The sequence below is a fragment of the Paenibacillus sp. JT22N1 genome, from assembly GCF_059692155.1.
In genome coordinates this window covers 200,870-221,184 of the sequence record NZ_JCAUAW010000007.1, presented here as the reverse complement: position 1 = coordinate 221,184, position 20,315 = coordinate 200,870, and the positions used below count along the sequence as shown (strand labels likewise).

General features: G+C 45.2%; 15 protein-coding genes. 7 read left to right on the top strand and 8 right to left on the bottom strand.

Features of this window, described 5'->3' with window-relative positions; translation table 11 throughout:
• Positions 1–29 precede the first annotated feature (29 nt).
• Both AC58UU_RS15965 and AC58UU_RS15960 read right to left on the bottom strand, forming a co-directional pair.
• A complete protein-coding gene (locus AC58UU_RS15965; protein ID WP_497317137.1) occupies positions 30–914 on the bottom strand; it encodes a carbohydrate ABC transporter permease in 885 nt (294 codons plus the stop codon).
• 24 nt (positions 915–938) lie between these two features.
• Positions 939–1,883, bottom strand: coding sequence for an ABC transporter permease (locus AC58UU_RS15960; protein ID WP_171646796.1), 945 nt, complete (start codon positions 1,881–1,883; stop codon positions 939–941).
• 256 nt (positions 1,884–2,139) lie between these two features.
• Here AC58UU_RS15960 and AC58UU_RS15955 point away from each other — a divergent pair, with 256 nt between their 5' ends.
• On the top strand, positions 2,140–4,398 hold the full coding sequence (locus tag AC58UU_RS15955) for a helix-turn-helix domain-containing protein (RefSeq protein ID WP_497317134.1): 2,259 nt from the start codon (positions 2,140–2,142) through the stop codon (positions 4,396–4,398).
• Positions 4,399–4,518: 120 nt separating this feature from the next.
• Here the strand turns inward: AC58UU_RS15955 and AC58UU_RS15950 are convergent, their stop codons facing one another.
• Positions 4,519–5,292, bottom strand: a complete 774-nt coding sequence (locus tag AC58UU_RS15950) for an IclR family transcriptional regulator (protein ID WP_497317132.1) — start codon at positions 5,290–5,292, stop codon at positions 4,519–4,521.
• Positions 5,293–5,449: 157 nt separating this feature from the next.
• Here AC58UU_RS15950 and AC58UU_RS15945 point away from each other — a divergent pair, with 157 nt between their 5' ends.
• Both AC58UU_RS15945 and AC58UU_RS15940 read left to right on the top strand, forming a co-directional pair.
• On the top strand, positions 5,450–6,499 hold the full coding sequence (locus AC58UU_RS15945; RefSeq protein ID WP_497317130.1) for an alpha/beta hydrolase: 1,050 nt from the start codon (positions 5,450–5,452) through the stop codon (positions 6,497–6,499).
• A 674-nt stretch (positions 6,500–7,173) separates the two neighbouring features.
• Positions 7,174–7,941, top strand: a complete 768-nt coding sequence (locus tag AC58UU_RS15940) for a peptidoglycan-binding protein (RefSeq protein WP_497317129.1) — start codon at positions 7,174–7,176, stop codon at positions 7,939–7,941.
• Positions 7,942–7,986: 45 nt separating this feature from the next.
• Here AC58UU_RS15940 and AC58UU_RS15935 read toward each other — a convergent pair whose 3' ends face one another.
• Positions 7,987–9,018 carry an anthranilate phosphoribosyltransferase gene (locus AC58UU_RS15935; protein WP_497317127.1) on the bottom strand — a complete coding sequence of 344 codons (1,032 nt, stop codon included), beginning with the start codon at positions 9,016–9,018 and terminating at the stop codon, positions 7,987–7,989.
• The gene (locus tag AC58UU_RS15930; protein ID WP_497317125.1) at positions 9,015–9,665 is read right to left on the bottom strand and encodes an ANTAR domain-containing response regulator; all 651 of its coding nucleotides are present in this window, start codon (positions 9,663–9,665) and stop codon (positions 9,015–9,017) included. Before AC58UU_RS15930 ends, AC58UU_RS15935 begins: the two co-directional genes overlap by 4 nt.
• A gap of 468 nt (positions 9,666–10,133) precedes the next feature.
• Here AC58UU_RS15930 and AC58UU_RS15925 point away from each other — a divergent pair, with 468 nt between their 5' ends.
• The 4 genes from AC58UU_RS15925 (at position 10,134) to AC58UU_RS15910 (ending at position 16,608) form a co-directional block, all read left to right on the top strand.
• On the top strand, positions 10,134–11,375 hold the full coding sequence (locus tag AC58UU_RS15925) for a nitrate/nitrite transporter (RefSeq protein WP_497317123.1): 1,242 nt from the start codon (positions 10,134–10,136) through the stop codon (positions 11,373–11,375).
• A gap of 240 nt (positions 11,376–11,615) precedes the next feature.
• Entirely contained in the window at positions 11,616–14,036 is a 2,421-nt protein-coding gene (nirB, locus tag AC58UU_RS15920; protein WP_497317121.1) for a nitrite reductase large subunit NirB, read from the top strand.
• Positions 14,037–14,065: 29 nt separating this feature from the next.
• Positions 14,066–14,422, top strand: a complete 357-nt coding sequence (nirD, locus tag AC58UU_RS15915; RefSeq protein WP_497317119.1) for a nitrite reductase small subunit NirD — start codon at positions 14,066–14,068, stop codon at positions 14,420–14,422.
• Positions 14,423–14,499: 77 nt separating this feature from the next.
• Positions 14,500–16,608, top strand: a complete 2,109-nt coding sequence (locus AC58UU_RS15910; protein ID WP_497317117.1) for a molybdopterin oxidoreductase family protein — start codon at positions 14,500–14,502, stop codon at positions 16,606–16,608.
• Positions 16,609–16,690: 82 nt separating this feature from the next.
• On the opposite strand, the gene AC58UU_RS15905 is transcribed toward AC58UU_RS15910, so the two are convergent.
• The 3 genes from AC58UU_RS15905 to AC58UU_RS15895 are packed head-to-tail and all read right to left on the bottom strand — an operon-like array spanning position 16,691 to position 20,208.
• Positions 16,691–17,392, bottom strand: coding sequence for a DUF1961 family protein (locus tag AC58UU_RS15905; protein WP_497317115.1), 702 nt, complete (start codon positions 17,390–17,392; stop codon positions 16,691–16,693).
• Positions 17,393–17,425: 33 nt separating this feature from the next.
• Positions 17,426–19,012, bottom strand: a complete 1,587-nt coding sequence (locus tag AC58UU_RS15900) for a sulfatase family protein (protein ID WP_497317114.1) — start codon at positions 19,010–19,012, stop codon at positions 17,426–17,428.
• Positions 19,009–20,208, bottom strand: coding sequence for an oligogalacturonate lyase family protein (locus tag AC58UU_RS15895; protein ID WP_497317112.1), 1,200 nt, complete (start codon positions 20,206–20,208; stop codon positions 19,009–19,011). Before AC58UU_RS15895 ends, AC58UU_RS15900 begins: the two co-directional genes overlap by 4 nt.
• Positions 20,209–20,315: the final 107 nt, after the last annotated feature.

Sequence of the window (20,315 nt, the reverse complement as noted above, 5' to 3'; positions counted from 1 at the left end):
CTCCTCATTGATATGTAATCGGTACTCCATTATCCTTTCACTGATCCCAACATCACCCCTTTCGCAAAATGCTTTTGCAGAAACGGATATACAAGTAAAATCGGGATCGTTGCGAGCAGTACAGCAGCCATGCCAATCGTCTCGGCGGGCGGCGGGTTTTGAGCCAATCCCATTGCGTGACCATCAGAAAGTGTCCCTGAAGCTTGCTCCAAAATGACGATTTGGCGCAATATGACCTGTACGGTCCATTTTGCTGGATCACTAATATAGATTAATGCCGAGAAATAAGTGTTCCAGTTGCCTACCGCATAAAACAAACCAAATGCCGCGAGAGCCGGCTTAGAAAGCGGGATGATAATGCGTGAAAAAATTTGCAAATCATTTGCACCATCCATGTAAGCAGCTTCCGATAAATCTTGAGGGATCCCCATGAAAAACTGCCTCATCACGATCAAATTGAACGAGTTGATCGCACCTGGAATGATAAGCGCCCAATAAGTATTGAGCAAGTGTGTTGCTTTTACCACTAAGTAGGTTGGGATAATGCCTGCACCGAAAACAAAGGTAAACAGCACAAGGAATAAATAAAATCGTTGGCCCCATATTTGGCGTGACAGCGCATAAGCCATCATAGAAGTCAGCAGTAGACTTATCAACGAACCAACGATCGTAACAATGGCAGTAACCCCAATAGAACGGACAAACGCTTTGGAATCAAAAATGTAATTGTAAGCGTCAAGCACCCATGTCTTCGGAAACAGCAGTAATTCCTTTTGTACAAATTCAGCGTAAGACGTAAATGAAGTAACAATCATATAATAAAACGGAAACAGCATGATCAAGCTAATCACAATAAGTATAAGCGCATTGAGCGCATTCATCGATTTACTTTGCCAACTTAAATGTGAATTCATTCCCTTCGCCTCCTTTTCTGGTGATTAAAAGACGCCTTCTTCACCGAATCGCTTCGCCAAACGGTTTGCCCCAACGATCAAGATTAAGCCAACAAACGATTTGAAGAGACCGACCGCAGTCGCGAAGCTGAAGTCCGATTGTTCGATACCTTTGTAGTAAACGAACGTATCAAGCACGTTGCCCATTTCCCTGTTAAACGGATTAATCATCAAGAAGATTTGTTCAAAACCAACATCGAGAACGCTCCCGAGCCTTAAGATCAACAAAATGACAATCGTGCTGCGAATAGCTGGCAGCGTAATATGCCAAATCTGCCTCAGTCGGCTTGCACCATCGACAACAGCCGCTTCGTACAAGCTTGGGTTCACACCTGATAGGGCGGCGAGGAAAATAATTGTACCCCAACCGGATTCCTTCCAGATCACTTCCAAGACGATCAAGGGCATGAACCAGCTTGGCTCCTGTAGAAAGGGAATCGGCTGCATCCCAAAGACATGGGATAATAGTTGATTAGCAATCCCTTCTGATTTGAGAAATACTGTTGCGATTCCAACGACCACAACCCATGATAAAAAGTGAGGCAAATAAATGATGGACTGAATGATACGCTTTAGCTTCTCGCTGCGTAATTCATTTAGCATGAGCGACAAAAGGATAGAAAACGGGAAGGCAAACACAATCTGCAAAAAGGATAAGTATAGCGTGTTCCAGATGACCCGAATCACTTCGCTATCTTCAAAAATCTTCTTAAAATGTTTCATCCCAACCCAGTCGCTATGAAGAAATCCTTTAAATGCACTGAAATCCTGAAAGGCGATAATATTGCCCAACATAGGAACGTAACGGTAAATAATGAAATAAGCAAGTCCCGGTAAAAGGAGCAGATACAAATATTTTTCTTTCCACAATCTGGATGCGAGCGAATTTCTCTTCTTCTTCACAATCCTACTTTCTGCGATTATTTCCATTGTCTTCCCCCCTATATTTATGTACTATAAAAAGATCACTTGTGTTTGTGAAACCGTTTTCAATAATGACACGTGTTGGCGTAACGCCGATCTAGAGGACCATCAGTGGATGTTGCCATATGACCCATACTAATCAGAAAGATGGGAAGAGGCTATCCGTAAAATTTTCATTACCGATCATTTCTTCGAAAAATCCGTAAAAAAACACAATTTTCAATAAAATGATCACTCTTATTACGAAGGAGGATTCAAGAACATGCGAGGAATACGACAGTTGAAACTCAATACCCGCTCCATTTTTGTCAAATTGCTAATAAGCTTCCTAGTGATCATCCTCCTGTTTGTCTCGTTTAATTTATTTTCACTTACAATTTTCAGAAAGAGCGTACGTGATGAGCTGATTAAATATAACGATACCAACATGTCCAATACGACTCACGACTTTGAAGAATATTTTCAACTACTGAACAGCATCATTGTCAATTTGTACTTAAATAAAAACCTAAGGGATTCAGATTCAGCATCCATCGATTATGTCGCCGCCAATCATGTGATCGACGATCTGCGAAACACGGTCTCCAATCCCCGTTTCTATTTAAATAACTTGTTTGTCTACGATATCAAGCATTCACTTGTTCTCGAAAAAGGAAGAGGAGCAAGTCCAGAAGCGATATTTAGCCAACTTTATACGAATCCAGACTACACCTATGACTTCTGGAAACGGGAATTTGCCCAAAAAGTCATCTTCAAAATGTACCCGGCGGCTACCTTTACGGAAGCGCCCAATCTTAGTCCTGTATCACAAACCGACCTTGTTTTTCCTTTAATGATAAAAAGCGATTTTTATCCCGACTATATTATGCTTGCCTTTATCGATACCAATAGGTTATACAAGGCGTTCCATCAATCGATCAACGATAACTTTTACATGTTAGACAATCAGGGGCATCCTTTGTTCTCGTCCGATTCGACCAGTCGGCATCAACTTCCGGTTCTGGAACCGGGTAAAGATTGGATCAAGGAAAACGGGAATTACTATTTTTATAAAAAAGGGGAGGTCACTGGATTTACGTACGTCAATATTGTCCCGGATGCCGCGATTTCGTCCCAAATATTCCATTTGAACTTGACTCTAATTGCGCTTCTCGTCATTTCGGTCCTTATAAGCATTGCAGCGTCTGTCTTCTTTAGCATGAGGTTTAACAATCCTGTCAAAAAAATAGTGGATTCGATCCGGCATTTTAACGAAAAAAATACGCTCGGCAAACACACGAACGAATTTGAACTGATTAAAGAAAATATTGGTTTCATGTTGAAATCGAATCAAGACGCCCATATGAACTTGGAGAAAAAAACGTCTCTCCTTCGTTATTACGCTTACATGAAACGATTAAAACGTATTCATAGCGATTCCGATGAGATCCATGTTTCTGATGAAATGAACCAGCCGTTTCGCTTTATCTTGTTTCAACTAACTTTCAAAATGCAGTTTACTCAGAATATAAGCGAGGAAAAGGAACGCGCCACCTATTTTATTAGGGAGTATGTCAATCAAGCGATGGGAAAAGAATTGAACGATGCCCACACCTTTCAGATCGAAACGGATCAAATATTATCTATTGTGTATATGAACGATCAGACCCAGCAATGGGAGGAAGTTTTAAATACAATTAAGCACGTCCTGGCAACCGATAAGGAATACTTTTTTTTCACCATAGCCGTTAGTGATTTATACGAGCATTCTTCTGAACAGACATCCGCTTATGAACAAGTCGTGAAATTGGTCAAACATCGCCCATTTGACGATGAGACAAGGATTTTATATGAAGAGGACGTGAAAGAGGAGTCTTTCTTGCTCCCAGGTACCCTCGAACAGGAAATAAACGTTAACCTGCAGGAAGGTAACGATACCCTGGTCCTACAAACGCTGCGTCGTGTTCTTAAGCAAATGAAAAAGAAAGAGGTGAGCACGACTGTTTTCTATCGGTTTGCGGAGGAAATAACAGATAAAGTCCAGCGAATACTAAACTCTCTGCATCTGGATACAAACCAAGTGGCGGATACGGCGAAATCGATCCGACTCATGCATACAATCGAGGAATTGGAACAATATTTCGAGATGATCCTGAACGAAGCAGGTCAGTTGATCCGGTTGAAAAAGGAAGAACGCGACCCGATCGTCAGCTTTATAGTCGACTATTTGCAAGACCATTACTCGGAAGATATCACATTGGATCTAATAGCCGGTAAACTTAACATTACTGGAGGTTATTTATCCACTTATTTTAAGGAAAAAACAGGAACCAACTTCGTTGACTTCGTTAATGAGTTCCGTATCAAGCAGGCGGTTAAGCTGCTTATGCAAACGGATATGAAAATTCAAGATATTGCTCTCCAAGCAGGCTATCAAACCATGAGTTCCTTCAACCGCATCTTTAAAAAGTTTCTAGGTGTTACGCCAAGTGAATATCGGAGAAACAACATCCAGTTAAACGAGGGTGCGAGTGGTTATTGAAAGTATCAATGACAATAGGAGATTGAGAGCGATTAGGAGAGAGCAAAGAAGAACAGCGGTCACAACCCAGAAAGTATCGGGGAGTGAACCGCTGTTCTTCATAATAGGACCTTTGTCAGATCATTTCAGAAAACCGAACTGACGTGAAATCTCTTTCGCCGTCTTTACGACTTTATTGGTATAGGAGACGATTCGGTTCTCATCCATACGATGCGTAGGAGCAACTAACGTAAGTGCGGAGATTACCTGACCGGCAGAGTCCCGAATGGGAGATGAGATGGAGACCATGTTTTCGATGAATTCCCCGATAGAGACGCAATAATCTTGTTTACGAATATGTTTAAGCTGCTCTTTCATCGCGACCGGGTCGGTAATGGTCATGGGTGTATATTTGATAAGGGGGCTGTTCAATATCTTGTTCTGTTCAAGCTCATTTTGAAAGGCCAAGAGCATTTTACCGGAACTCGTACAATGGACGGGAGTTCTTCCTCCTACATAGGAGCCGACATCTTCTTTTTTTGTTCCCTCTACTTGATGAATGTATGCGATTTCGTTTTCTTCTAATACGGTTACACGGAGTGCTTCGGAAGTTTCACGAGCGAGACGTTGAATAATAGGGTTTGCCGCTTCCGATAAGTCCCAATAGGATGTGACCATAACGTGGTAGAGCGAAACGATTCGTTGGCCTAGCCTGTATTTATGGGTTATTGGATCTTGGAAGACAAACCCTTCACTCAGTAAGGTGGACAGCAAACGGCTGGTTGTGCTTTTGCCGAGACTCAATTCATGGGCCAACTCGGTCAGTCTTTTTTCGGGCGTTTTTACGGTAAACAATTTTAATAGGCGCAAGGCGTTTTTAACGGAAGAAAGTAGATGCGGATTTGTATTCGGCACGAGTTGATATAAGCCCCTCTCCGATTAATTTTACTGTTCCGCATAGAGGAACAATGGCATTGTATGAGTTCACAATTGCCTATTATTATACATACATAAGAGATCTTATTATCCAATCAAGTTTTGATAAACCAATTGAGAGTTAGGAGATGTATGCATGAACAGTAAAGATCATTATGTAAAAGTGGTCAAACCGATTCCGGATTCAGATGCCGTGGGCGAATTAGACCCGCGAGTGTATCGTGTTCAGAAACAACAGGCGGAGGCTATGGCATCGGCAGAGAGGCCGAATTTCGATCCTTCCGATATACCGAATTTCGTTAAAGCGATGAGGGCTATGATGGGATGGAAGAACGAGGATGTTACTCAGACTGAAATTGAGATCGCTTTCAAGGTTATTGAGGGAACCAACGGCCCGATTCCGCTGCGTATTTACACACCTTCACGAGAAAGAAGTTTACCGGTGATCATATTCTTTCATGGTGGCGGCTTTATTGGCGGAACCGTTGACGTCGTTGAGAACCCATGCAAAGCTTTGGCTGAAAAAGCGGAGGCTGTCGTGGTTTCAGTCGATTACCGGCTTGCCCCAGAGCATCCGTTTCCTGCAGGGCTAATGGATTGCTTCGAAACTGTTCAGTGGGTTTACGAGCACGCCAGTGAAATTGGTGTTGATCCAGAGCGAGTCGCAGTGGCTGGCGATAGCGCAGGTGGCAATTTGGCTACGGTTTGCGCCTTGATGGACCGTGATAAAGGAACCGGCATGATTAAATTTCAAGCGCTTATTTATCCTACTGTGAATATGGGCGCTGTCGAAACGGAAGATTTCAAATGGAGCCTGGATGAATACGATATTCGCAATCACGAAGAATTCATTGTCGCTGGGATTGAAGGATTGCGCGGAGGCAGCGCTATGCTGCTGAATCTGTATTTGCAAAATCGTACGGAGCTTACGAATCCTTATGTTGCCCCACTATTGGCGAACGATTTAAGCGGTATGCCAGAGACCTTGATCGTCACGGCGGAATTTGACTACTTGAGGGTAGAGAATGAAGCTTACGCTAGAAAGTTAGCCCGTTCGGGAGTCGCGACGAAGCTGATTCAGTATAACGGCATGGATCATGCGTTTTTGGATAAGACGGGTTTATATCCGCAGGCGGAAGATTGTGCCAATGAAATCTCTAAAGAAATAAAGCGTATATTCGCCTAAGGCAATCGATAGGAGTACGGCATGTAGCGGAACACATCCTTTGCGGGAATTGTCATCGTGATCTTCGGAGCGCTTGTCATGATCATCGATCCTAGCAATTGAAATAATATCATTTCGGATGGGGAAATTACTTTGGGACTTGAGATAAAGCTTATCTGTTCGGATGAATGAATCTATATTTTTCAGTTTAATGATGTTGTAGAAAGTGCAACAATTGCTGCCTAGATCCCGCCTTTCTCCCTCCGTTGTTGCATAAAGTACAACAATTTGGTCCAATATTGGCTATTTCGCAACAAATGGGTTCAAAATGTTGTACAAACTGCAACTTCAGCGTACAAAATAGCCTTTTGGCGTATGAATTGTTGTAGAAAATACAACATTGGTAGCCACATTAGCCTATCTACCTTCACGAAGCTGCATAAACGAGTCTAAAAGGAGTCATGCCTATCCGTTGTAAGGAGTCATGGGGTGATTGAGAGGTTACCTCTTTTAATGAGGCGAAAGACATAACTACGCGGATTTTCTGGGCTTTGAGACGGTTCTCCCTTACCTTGAAACGACATCCAACCCATATTTCATTATTATGGATAATAGTCGTGAATTTGGTCATTCTAATGCTATCGTCCACTGTGCGACGAATGATACTGAAGACGACGGGGAGTGAACGTAAACGCATGTTACAGGGTAAAAAAAAGCATGTCTGGATTATTCTAATCTGTATCGCATTGTTCTGCTCATCCACCACCACCGCTTTTGCCTATGGTAAAGGGGCTAAGGGACCTGATGTCTATGCGGTGCAAGGGATGCTGAAGTCACTTGGCTACTATAGCGGACCTATTACGGGCTACTATGGTAATCAAACTCAATCGGGTGTTAAAGCGTTTCAAAGCAGATATGGCCTTCCTGCGACTGGGAATGTAGATGATCAAACGCTGCAATCCATCTTGTGGGCTTACGGTAATTTGAAAATTGCTAAGAAGCCGACACCACCAACACCAGCTCCTCCACCAGCTGCACCAAAGCCTACACCTAAACCGCAAGTCCCATCGACTACGGAATTAACGGTGGAGGAGCAGCAAATGCTGGACTTGGTTAACAAGGAGCGTGCTGCTGTGGGGCTTTCTCCATTAGCTGTCGACCCGGCGCTTACCAAAACGGCTAGACTAAAAAGCCAAGATATGGTCGATAACAATTATTTCTCCCACGATTCACCGACGTATGGTTCGCCATTCGATATGATGGAGAAATTCGGTATTACGTATAACGCGGCAGGAGAAAATATCGCTTGCAATCAAAGTGTCCAAGCGGCTCATGAGGCGCTGATGAATTCTCCAGGACACAAAGCGAATATACTCAGCAAAGATTACACCCATATTGGGATCGGCATCGTAAACGGCGGTCCGTGTGGTAAAATGTTTACCCAGCAGTTTATTGGAAAATGAAAATGAAAAAGAGCCCATTGGGGCTCTTTTTTCATAAGTATAAAATTAAGTGGTGGATACCGGCTTAATCGCTTCCGTCCACTCGGTGAATTTTTGTAAGGCAGTCCCTTGCTCAATTACATGTCGGGCCAAATAAATACCTTCTTCAATGGATCCGACCTTTTGGGAAACCCACAGACGCACGGCACTATTCAGTAAAACCATATTCAAGTAGGGAAGCTCAGCTTCTCCGCGAAGAACGGCTAATGCAGTTTCTCCTTGCAGCTCAGCGGTCCATGCAATCTCCGGCACCTCGACCATTAATTCATAAATCTCAGGATCAACAATGAATAATTCACTGGTACCCTCTTGAATTAGGTATGTCCGTGTGCGCTTGTCTACGGAAAGGTCTTCGGAGCCCTCCATACCCTGCACAACAATACCGCGAGAGACGCCCAGTTCGATTAATAAATTGGTGATTTTCTCAAATACCGTACCGTGAAACACACCGACAGCCATGAAGGGTGCTTCCGTAAAGCGCAGCAGTTTCTCTGCTGTGTTGAACACGGTCCGCAGACCGAGTTCCTTGCGCAGTTCGCGCAGCTCGCCGAGCGGTGCACACCAGCTCTCCGTTGGTGCGAACAGGAAGCCTGTTCGCGCTGCAGCTGATATGAGCGCTTCGCGTGACGCGTCAAGCGCGGGTACATCAAGTGCCGCTAGCACATCGGACAGCGTGATGCCCCATTTAGGCGGCATGCTCGGACTGCCGTGCAGCGTAGTGGGAAGTCCGCAGGCCGCGAGAACGAACGCGGTCGGTAAAGTCGCGATGAACGTACGTGAGCGTCCATCATAAGGTCCGGCGCAATCCATGCTGCCGGGTATTGGATAGGTATGGATACGCTGGCGCAAGGCATCGATGAAGGCCTTTAACTCATCAGGAGATTCCATTTTGATACGTTCTGCAACGAGAAAAGCGCCCATTTGAGCCTGTGTAGCGGCTCCGGTTAGAATGAGCTCCGCTGCTTGGGAAGCCTCTTCATAGGAAAGGTCTCTGGCTCCGCGCTTTCCGCGGCCTACTTCTTTTAATAAAGATATCATCGTTTGCGACCTCCTTGTTTCTGATCCTTTAGTATTTGATACACCTTGACAATGGAGGTAGCGACGTCTACCATACGTTTACGTTCATTCATGGCTTGTTTGCGCAAAAAATCATAAGCCTCTGCTTCAGAGATACCTTTGATTTCACATAAGATTCGCTTCGCTTGATCGACCCATTTGCGCTCCTCCAGTTTGGAGAGAAGCTGTTCGCGCTCTTGCTGCCATTCGGTTCGTTGGAAGTAATGATTCACACCAAGGAGCAGCGCACAGTGAATTTCAAGAGGACTCATCGCAGAACCGATCAAGCCATCAATACCCGTGTCCATTCTACATTCATTAGAAGGAAAAGTGCGAGCATCACACCACCAGAACAGGGGAAGACTGCGATGAGCAAGTACACGCGAGCGCCATGGTTCCACTTGATCAGGACCTACTGATAATAAAACAGCATCGACCTTGGGGATCATAAATGAAATTTCTTTTACATTAGATGCTACATATATGCGAAATCCTAAATCCTTCAGCGTCGCTTCAGGCAAGGATTCCTTTTCATTATTCGTAACATTCAGCTCGGTAATTGACGACGAGGAGGAGGTAGCTGAGCGAGTTTGTTTAAACTCGTCGATCAGAATAAATGATTGTAACATTTGAATACCTCCTATCGTGGATAGCTTCTTACCAAATGGCAACTTCATGTGAGGTTTTGCTGATAAAATGTTTTATTATACGGGATTACTATAGCATATGACCTTAAATTTTGTCGATATGATAGAAGGAATCTCACATATAAAATTTTTGTGTTATGTTTATTGACACGACGGAAATGTCATACTATAATCAAATTAGAAATCGGCACAATGATGTGCCACTAACGAAGGCAATGGCGCCTATCCCCTTACAGATACGTAACAGGATAGGCTATTTATGTTCTTTTTACTGAAAATCAACTAAAATGCTGTTCACGATGATGTGGGCAGCAGTGGCAAAGAGGCCGATAAGCATCCCACACAAGTTGGGGTATGTTTGTCGGCCTTTTCTGTCAAAGAACAGTCAGTCAAACGCTTCAGGGTAGGAAAAAAAGAAGGCGAAAAGCCTCACAAAAGGAGAGGGAATGCATGGTTGATCGGAAAAGTTTTATGCAAGTGGGACACAAAGGGTCATTGTTCAGTTCATTTTTATATTTTGACATGAGCTTCATGGTTTGGGTTCTTCTTGGGCCGATAGCGGTTATTCTAGCTAATGATTTTCATCTGAATGCTGCTGAAAAGGCGAATCTCGTTGCATTACCTACCTTGGGGGGAGCCGTACTTCGATTGGTACTGGGTGTTCTGACAGATAAGATAGGCCCTAAGCTTACAGGACAAATCGGACTGACGTTAACCTTAGTACCTTTATTCTGGGGTTGGCAGTTTGCAAACACGATGGGGGATATGTACTTCGTTGCTCTGATGCTGGGTATTGCAGGAGCAAGTTTTGCGGCAGCATTACCACTTGCCAGTAGCTGGTACCCGCCGCAGTATCAAGGATTAGCGATGGGGATTGCAGGGGCAGGTAACAGTGGAACGATCTTCGCTACCTTATTTGCAAACCGAATAGCACAGCATTATGGAGATTGGCATGTTGTTTTTGGAATTGCGATGATTCCGATTGCATTAACCTTAATCATCTTTAGTGTACTGGCAAAGGATAGCCCGAATAAACCAGCACCGAAAACGGTTAAGGAATACGGCAAAGTATTGAAACAGAAAGATTCCTGGTTGTTCTGTATTTTGTACAGTGTAACATTCGGTGGTTTCGTTGGAATGGCATCTTACTTAACCATCTTCTTCAATACGCAATATGGTCTTGCTCCAGTTAAAGCAGCTGATTTTACTACGATATGCGTAATCGGCGGCAGCTTCTTCCGACCAGTAGGCGGCTGGCTGGCAGACAAAATTGGCGGCATTCGGATGTTAATGGTCTTGTACGGCGTTGTCGCTTTGATGATGGCTGGCATCTCCACATTGCCATCACTTTCCTTAACAACGATTATGCTCTTCATTGCCATGATGGCCTTCGGTATGGGGAATGGATCCGTTTTCCAACTTGTTCCGCAGCGCTTCAAGACGGAAATCGGTGTTATAACTGGAATCGTTGGAGCAGCAGGCGGTTTGGGCGGATACTTCCTACCCAAGATTCTCGGTAACTTGAAACTAACGACAGGTTCTTTTACGCCAGGATTCCTAATCCTAAGTGCTATTGCGATTACATGTCTCTTGTTGATCGCCATTGTGCAAGGGCAATGGAAACGTACTTGGATCGGTGAAGGCGGCAAAGTGAAGGTAGCTCCAGCTTCTATGGATAGTGTGCATGCTTAAATAACAGGTTCAAGCCGCTGGTCGTATGGCCAGCGGCATATAAGTAAAGCCTTTGCTCATGCAGCTTGAGTGTCCAGGCTGCAAGCGCAAAGACGTTTACGACTTACCGTCTTTGGAAGTTCAATCGAACTTCTCAAGCTCCATATCCCAATTTGTCATTTGGGAGCGTGAGCTCCTGAATGGCCCTTTTTCTAAAAAAACGAACTTTTTTAATAGTAAATGGATGGAAGGATGATTACAATGACAGTCAAAAAAGAGAAGTTGGTCCTGGTCGGAAACGGAATGGCGGGCGTTAACGCTGTTGAACATTTACTTAAACTTACACCTGATAAATATGAGGTTACGATTTTTGGCAGTGAACCGCATCCGAACTATAACCGAATCTTGTTGTCCTACGTACTTGCGGGAGATTCCAAAGTAGAGGATATCGTCATTCATCCATATGAATGGTATGCGAATAACCACATCACCTTGCATACCAACCAAACGATTACAGACATTGATACAGCAGCTCAAACTGTAACGAGCGATAAAGGACTGACGGTTTCTTATGATAAATTGATTTTGGCCACAGGATCTAATCCCTTTATGATTCCAATGCCTGGCGCTGATAAAGAAGGGGTTATGGCGTACCGGACCATTCGTGATTGTGAGATTATGATCGAGTCGGCTAAAAAGTATAAAAAAGCGATCGTGATCGGTGGCGGTTTGCTGGGGTTAGAAGCGGCGAGAGGTTTCCTTAACTTGGGGATGAAAGTGGATGTCGTTCATATCGTAGATACGATTATGGAGCGGCAGCTCGATCGTACGGCTTCCAAAATGCTGCAAGCGGCACTTGAAGAGCAAGGCATCAACTTCCTTCTGGAGAAGCAGTCCGCGGAAATCGTGGGCGATAAGCGGGTAACCGGCTTGAAATTCAAAGATGGTACTGTTACTGAGGCTGATCTTATCGTTATGGCTGTAGGGATTCGTCCTAATGTTGAACTTGCGAAAAAGGCTGGCGTTGAGTGCAATCCTGGCATTGTTGTGAATGACTATTTGCAAACGAGTGTTCCAAACGTCTATGCGGTTGGGGAATGCGCGATGCATCGTGGGATTGCTTATGGATTGGTAGCACCGCTCTACGAGCAAGGTGCTGTGCTTGCTAAACATTTGGCAGGCGTGGAAACGGGTCCTTATGAAGGATCTATCCTTTATACGAAGCTTAAAGTATCAGGTGTTGATGTGTTCTCAGGCGGTCAGTTCGGCGATGCGGAAGGCACGAAAGCCATACGCATTCATGATGAGTTCACCGGTGTTTATAAGAAAGTTGTGATTAAAGACAATAAAATCATCGGTGCGGTTCTCTTCGGAGATACGGCGGATGGTACGAGACTTATGCAAATGATTCGGGAAGAAACAGATGTTAGCGGCTTGGAAAAAACGGCCATTTTGACGGATTCATCCGGTGGCGGAGCGGCATCGGGTGTTGCTGATATGAAAGACGATGCCATCATATGCGGTTGTAACGGCGTTACCAAAGGAACGATTTGTTCAGCGATCAAGGATCAAGGATTAACGACAGTTGACGAAGTGAAAAATTGTACGACAGCTTCTCGTTCTTGCGGCGGTTGTAAACCACTGCTTAGTGATTTGTTGGCATTTACACTAGGAGCTTCTTATGATAAGAACGCTGCGAAAGAGACGATTTGCGCTTGTACAGACCATACACGGGATGAAGTCGTTACAGCGATTCGTGATAAAGGGTTATCCCATGTGCGTGAAGTGATGAACGTGCTTGGCTGGAAAAATGAAGAAGGCTGCTCAAAATGCCGTCCTGCACTCAACTATTATCTAGGTATGGTGAGTCCAGATACGTATAAAGACGATAGTACTTCACGTTTTGTAAATGAGCGTATGCACGCAAACATTCAGAAAGATGGAACGTACTCAGTAGTTCCACGGATATATGGCGGTGTAACCAATCCGACGGAATTGAAGCGTATTGCAGAAGTAGCTGAGCAGTTCAATGTCCCTACTGTGAAGTTTACAGGTGGACAGCGTCTTGATTTGCTTGGTGTGAAGAAAGAAGATCTTACTGCGATGTGGGAAGCTTTGGATATGCCTTCCGGTTATGCTTATGGTAAAGCCTTACGAACTGTAAAAACGTGTGTGGGAGAAACCTTCTGCCGATTCGGTACAGGTGATGCGATGGGTGTAGGTATCGAGCTGGAGAAACGGTTTGAACGCTTGAACACTCCTGCCAAAGTAAAGCTTGCTGTATCAGGGTGTCCTCGAAATTGTGCGGAATCAGGGATCAAAGATTTAGGTGTTGTTTCGGTTGATGGCGGTTGGGAGCTTTATGCCGGAGGAAATGGCGGTGTGAAGGTACGCGTGGGTGACCTCTTGACTACTGTCAAGACGGAGCAAGACATTATCGAATATACAGAAGCTTATCTGCAGTACTATCGTGAAACGGGTAAATATGGTGAGCGCACAAGTGAGTGGGTGCACCGACTTGGTATCGAGCATATTCGTGATGTAGTGGAGAATGAGGAAGAGCGCAAACAATTGTGTGCTCGTATGGATTTAGCGCTTTCTGTGACGAAGGACCCTTGGAAACAAGCGATTGATAGCAAAAAAATTCAACGTGACCTTTATGAAGTCGTAGAGCTTAACTAGAAAAAGAGGGAAGTCGGGAGGAGCAGACTATGAAAACACAAGAAGAGCAAGAGCAAATGATTTGGGTGCAAGCCATATCCTATGAGGATTTGGCTGTAAACACAGGGAAAACGATTCGGTATCAAGGAGAAGAGGTAGCACTTTTCAAGCTGAAAAGCGGCAAGCTTCAAGCCATCCAGAACCGCTGTCCTCATAAAGAGGGCGTCCTTGCGGAAGGAATTGTATGTGATGACCACGTCTTCTGTCCGATGCATGATCGCAAGATTCATCTTCCTTCCGGTCTCGTTCAAGCTCCGGATACGGGGTGTGTACGAACGTATTCAACGAAAGTTCATGATGGTACGGTATTTATTGGATTTCCGATCAACAAAGAATTAGCCTGCTAACGCTTTGTTGACCGCATAGGCACATTAAGAATGCATTGAGATTTCATAGAGAGCTTTATCATTGGGGGTGGGGTGTGTTGAAATCAGCACTATTGACTTTACCTAAAGAACAACCCTCCTCCCATTGCTGCTTTTGCAGCATGCAGTGCGGATTGGAGATTATGCCGAGTGAGAAGACGTCAGGTCTCACGATTAAACCAAGCCCGAACTTTCCTGTGGCGACTAGCCGTCTTTGTCAGAAAGGATTGAATGCACTGGATCATGTGCTTCATGCCGATCGGATTCTTGAGCCATTGACTAGGGAGATTGGTGAGCCACGGCGGTGGCGAACTGTCTCTTGGGACCATGCGTTTGCAGACATTGCTGAACGGATTCAAGGACTGCAAGCGATGTATGGCCCTGATGCCATTGGTGTGTATGGCGGGGGCTCACTTACCAATGAAGTTAGTTACTTACTTGGAAAGTTTACCCGAGTAGCACTCAAGTCTAAATACATTGATTATAATGGTAGATACTGTATGTCCTCAGCGGCTGCAGCCAGCAATCAGGCTTTCGGGATCGATCGCGGGATGACAATGCCCCTAACGGAAGTTCCGAATGCGAAATATATCATTCTCGCAGGAACGAATATTGCGGAGTGTCAGCCGACGATGATGCCTTATTTACTTGAAGCGAAGAAAAAAGGCGCAGTGATCGTTACGATTGATCCGCGTAATACCATGACTTCGAAGGTAGCAGATATCCATGTTCGTCTACAACCGGGATTCGACTCTGTATTTATTAACGGACTTCTACATGTCATGGTGGAGGAGAAACTCGTTCATCATCGATTCATTGAAGAACGTACGGTTGGATTTGAGCAATTGAAGGAGGCTGTTAAGCCTTTCACACCAGCGAGAGTGGAGGAGCTAACCGGCGTTCTAGAAGCCGTAATTCGTACGATAGCTCGTGGATTCGCGAAGGCGGAGACGGGGATTGTGCTTACAGCACGTGGCTTGGAACAGCAAGTGAACGGGGTAGAGAACACGCTGAATTACATTAATTTAGCCTTGATCACCGGCAAAATAGGGCGCAAAGGCTGCGGCTATGGCGCCGTAACTGGCCAAGCGAACGGGCAAGGTGGACGCGAGCATGGACAAAAGGCGGACCAACTGCCGGGCTATCGTTTGATCGAAGACCCAGCTGCGCGTGAGCATGTTGCCAAGGTATGGGGCATCGATCCGAGTGAACTGCCGGGCAAAGGGGTTTCTGCTTATGAACTGCTGCAAAAGATAGATGAAGGTGAAATCAAAGCCTTGATCGTCCTCGGATCGAATCCACTCGTATCCAGCCCTAATAACCGAATGGTGGAGCGGGCGCTGCAGAAGCTGGAGTTGCTCGTTGTCGTTGACATGTTCGAAACCGAAACGGCGCGTTATGCCCATTATTTGTTGCCAGGGTCATCCTTTGCGGAAGCAGAGGGTACGATGACCAATCTGGAGGGCCGCGTGTTTCACCGCCAGAAAGCAATGGAGCTTCCGGGAAACAGCAGACTTGATTTCCGCATTATTTGTCAGTTAGCGGAAGCGTTGGGTAGGGGAGCCTATTTTCAATATGCGGGTATTGAAGATGTGTTTCGCGAATTAACAGCTGCTACGGCCGGAGGAAAAGCGGATTATAGTGGCATTACTTACCAAAGGCTTCAGGAGGAGAAAGGCATATTCTGGCCGTGTCCTGCTCCTGATCACCCGGGTACACCGCTATTATTTGAGAATCATTTTAATCATTCCGATGGCAAAGCCAGGTTGTTCGGTATTAAACCGAAAATGCCGGCAGAACCAATCGATTCGGACTATCCCATCGTGCTGACAACGGGGAGGCTGGCGAATCATTATTTAAGCGGCGCTCAAACACGCCGAACGGAAGCGTTGAATAAGAAGGCTCCCGTTCCGGTTGCCGAGATTCATCCATGGCTCGCTAAGAGAATTGGACTGAGTATGGATAATAAGATCCGCATTACAAGCCGCCGTGGATCCTTGATATTCGAAGTCAAAGTGACGGAAGGTATTCAGCCTCGTACGGTTTTTGTACCCTTTCATTGGGGCGATGAGCATTCGATTAATCAATTAACGAATGATGCGCTGGATCCCACAAGTCGGATGCCGGAGTTTAAAATATGTGCAGTAAAAGTGGAACGTGTCGAGTAGACCGCACTCAGCTTAGTTGGCTTGGCCAAAGAACTAAGCAGGTGCGGTCTTTTTTTTGTGGGTAATAGAGATGGATGAGATATTACAAAGATTGCTTTTTTGAAAGCGAATATACAGTAAGATTGGCGTATTCGGCAATAAGAGGAGCCATCTGGCGAAAGCCGATCTGTCCTCCGGTAAGGGGCTTCCCAAATGTTTTTCCGTCATCGGTCCAATGCAAGATAGTCAGATCATTGATGGCGAATAAAATTTCATTTCCCCATTTAAACAATTTCATCCGGTATGGACCTTTGGCATCGGTAACGGACGGGATCGGATCTCCGCCCTGCGAAACCAGATGAAAGCCATAGCTTTTACGCAGATTGCACGTATGAAAACTCCGCTCTTCTTCTTCCTTGCGTCTGAAGTAGGATACATGGAAAGCATCGATATCTCCATGGTGATATTGGTCGTACACACCTGATCTTACGGAAAGTCGGCTGTCAAACAAATCTTCACCACGGATCCCTTTTGCGGCAAAAAACAAGATGCAAAGACCCGGCTCATGAATCGGCCAAAAATCCCAAGTGATCGCGATGTTGTCTGGAAATTCAACCGGACACCAATAAACGAAATTCGATTTTTGTCCAAGCTTTGGGTCAAGCTTATTTTCCAACCGCATTCGATTCAGTGGAAAACTGGCAACAGCCTGCCCTTCCATTTTGAAATCAAGCACATCGCGTTCAACGGCTAAAGGATTTTGATATAAAATCTCATCTAGCATGAATATTTCATTCCAATCCATGTTGTACGTCACCCTCACTCATCTACTGGTGAATTACTTATCTTTTGATCCAAACAAGGATATAAGGCTGCTCCAATCTCCGCCCAACGCCTTCCAAAACCAGGAGCGCTGCTGTTCAGGAAGCATCGAAGGAGGAACTCTGGAATCCCAAGGCATTCGCGAGAACGGCCTTGGGTTAGTTTTGGCTTCTTGAGGCTGAAATGGCATCACTTTCAACTTACAACCTGTTTCATCGAGAGCAATTTCAGGATTTCCATAGTTGATGACCCAACTAACAGCTGCCTTTTGTAGCTCTTCTTTAACATGCTGAAAGTCGGCATCATCCGCCAGATCAACAAGTTCATGTGGATCGCTCACAAGATTATACAACTCTTCGTAACCGCCATTCTGATAAAAGAGGTATTTCCACTCTTTGCTGCGGACATGGAGCATATAGTTGGGTGCCACATAGAATTCAGAACAGACTACATCTCGGCGAACCGAGGAAGGTTCCGTGAGCAGTTCCAATAGATCCAAACCAGACCTTCCGTCGTAATTGCGATTTTCACTGGCCCGATTAACCAGAGTAGGGAAAATATCAAGCAGGGTCGTTAATTCTTCGCAGCGGGTACCCGGTTTGATAACGCCAGGCCACCAGGCTAACATCGGAATGTGCAAACTACCCTCATGCCCTAAGTTTTTAAACCATAATCGGTGGTCGCCCAGCAGTTCACCGTGATCCGATGTGAAAATAACGAGCGTATTGCCCGCCAGACCCTCTTCCTCCAACGTTTGCATGATCCGACCTATTTGTTCATCAATAAACGTAATATTGGCATAATAATAAGCCCTGTTTGTGAGATTAGCGTGCTCCGAGTACAGATCGGCTTCCATTGCTTGACGATGCGATTTCAAATAAGGATTTTTCGACGTTCCATCCTTATCGGAAACCCAAGGCCTCGGCATTTCTTCCGGAGCATATAAATCCGTCAAGTGTGAAGGACAATCGAAAGGAGCATGAGGCTTGACGAACGACGTCCATAAGAAAAAAGGTTTGTTTGAGGGTCTTTCCGTTTTTAGCCACTCTACCGTTCGATCCCCGCACCATTGTGTGATATGGAGCTCTTTGGGTAGGCCGTTCACAAGCGGCTTTAGTTCGTTATAACCGATCTCTGGAGGTTTTTCCCACCCCCAGGCATCATGCTCCATCAGGTATCGGTCATAATCATCAAAACGGATATCCTGTATGCGTCCAGCTGTACGCACGCCCCTCATTTCTTCCGATAAAATGAGATGATCCATGCCATACGTTTGCTCATCTGGTGTAAAATGCATCTTTCCGATCGCCTGATTGTGATAGCCTGCTTTGGACAAATAAGCCGCAATCGACTCATCGGCGGCAATAGCAGAGGCTGATTCGTTGTTGAACACATTCGTCTTTCCTGCGGCAAACCCCGTCATCGTGCAGGCTCTGGCAGGAGCACAGAGAGGGTAAGGGGTAATCGCATTTTCGAATACGGCCCCTTCCTGCGCCAATCGATCCAAATGTGGGGTTTGAATCGTTTTATTTCCGTAAACCCCCAACGTATCCCATCGCTGCTGGTCCGTAAAGATGAGAAGTAGGTTCGGTTGTGTCTTCATGTAACTGGCATCTCGGGTAAAGATTCGAATTCCGGCATGTCGACCATGTACAAGTTACCATAGCCAGACATATCACTCGTAAATAGCACATGCTTACCGTCCGGGCTTAGCCTCGGATGAACGTGAAGAATTTGCGAATGGAAACTTCCACGATGCTTACATAGTATACGTGGACCTTTAAACCCGGATCCGTCATTCCGCCATACCTGCAGCGTATCCTGGAATTGCTGTCCATGATAAGCGCTCGTTTGCTGTCCGTCACCGATAACAAGCGATAGATCATTGGAATGAACATGCATATTTTGAAAAGGAAATTCGTACTGCTGGATTTGACTATTATCAAAAAGGACAGCCCCGATAATTTTCCCAGTATGATCCTCAAGAGAGTTGGTAAAACCGTGGTAGCCGATATGAATGCCGTCTGACAGCCAATATTCGTGGCCGACATATTCATTAGGCTGCTTATCCTTTACCTTCCAATAACGTCCCGTTTCGATATCCAGCACCCAGATCCGATGATCAATCTGTTCCCAGGGTCCTTCATGACAAAATGTTAACAGATGAGCTTGCGTTGGCGATGTATTGACGTGGCCGATCCACAGCTGATCTTCATGAAGCTTTTTCACTTTTCCGTTTTCAGGGGAAACTGCCATAATCATACTGTGCGGCTTCGCTCGGAAATACTCCTCGAATCCCAAGTAACCATTCTTGGTATCCATCGCTATACTTTGCGTTAAATCCTTATTCAGGCCAAAACATAACCACTGCCCGTCTGCGGTGCAGCTCAAGCTGCCGAATTTATAATCCTGTGGAATCGTATAGAGAATCCTTTCTTCCATCGTTCTCAGGTTGATTGCCATAATTGAATTGTCATAGTAGAAATAGGCCTCATGTCCGTCTGGATGAAGAAAGGTACCCTGAATCCGGGATTCACGACCGCGTTCCAAATCCGTTAGTTGCGTCATTATGCCATTGTGCAAATCCATGCTGTATAGATTGGTAACATTCTCACGGTCCGATCCAAAGAGCAACTTCCCATCTCCATAGAAGCCGTTATTCGTAAAATAGATATGGTGACTGTGCGAGCAGTGATTCGTTAGCTGAGTTACGGTTACACCCGTGATCAAATCTGTATAACTACGCCGTTCCGAAGGCCAAACCGTTCCTTTACCGCCTCTGGATCTTGCCATTGTCATCGCAATCGCTCCTTTAGTCATAACGTTTTAAATTCCAGCTGGAACCTTTGAGTGAAAAAGTCCAGTCCCACTGAGCGACTGGACCTTATCCTCAAAAGTAGGCTTAC

Coding starts and splice junctions, on each gene's coding strand:
- AC58UU_RS15905 (WP_497317115.1), bottom strand. CDS start 17,392: ATGGATTGGAATGAAATATTCATGCTAGATGAGATTTTATATCAAAAT.
- AC58UU_RS15925 (WP_497317123.1), top strand. CDS start 10,134: ATGGTTGATCGGAAAAGTTTTATGCAAGTGGGACACAAAGGGTCATTG.
- nirD (WP_497317119.1), top strand. CDS start 14,066: ATGAAAACACAAGAAGAGCAAGAGCAAATGATTTGGGTGCAAGCCATA.
- AC58UU_RS15935 (WP_497317127.1), bottom strand. CDS start 9,018: ATGATATCTTTATTAAAAGAAGTAGGCCGCGGAAAGCGCGGAGCCAGA.
- AC58UU_RS15930 (WP_497317125.1), bottom strand. CDS start 9,665: ATGTTACAATCATTTATTCTGATCGACGAGTTTAAACAAACTCGCTCA.
- AC58UU_RS15900 (WP_497317114.1), bottom strand. CDS start 19,012: ATGAAGACACAACCGAACCTACTTCTCATCTTTACGGACCAGCAGCGA.
- AC58UU_RS15895 (WP_497317112.1), bottom strand. CDS start 20,208: ATGACAATGGCAAGATCCAGAGGCGGTAAAGGAACGGTTTGGCCTTCG.
- AC58UU_RS15960 (WP_171646796.1), bottom strand. CDS start 1,883: ATGGAAATAATCGCAGAAAGTAGGATTGTGAAGAAGAAGAGAAATTCG.
- nirB (WP_497317121.1), top strand. CDS start 11,616: ATGACAGTCAAAAAAGAGAAGTTGGTCCTGGTCGGAAACGGAATGGCG.
- AC58UU_RS15945 (WP_497317130.1), top strand. CDS start 5,450: ATGAACAGTAAAGATCATTATGTAAAAGTGGTCAAACCGATTCCGGAT.
- AC58UU_RS15955 (WP_497317134.1), top strand. CDS start 2,140: ATGCGAGGAATACGACAGTTGAAACTCAATACCCGCTCCATTTTTGTC.
- AC58UU_RS15965 (WP_497317137.1), bottom strand. CDS start 914: ATGAATTCACATTTAAGTTGGCAAAGTAAATCGATGAATGCGCTCAAT.
- AC58UU_RS15940 (WP_497317129.1), top strand. CDS start 7,174: ATGTTACAGGGTAAAAAAAAGCATGTCTGGATTATTCTAATCTGTATC.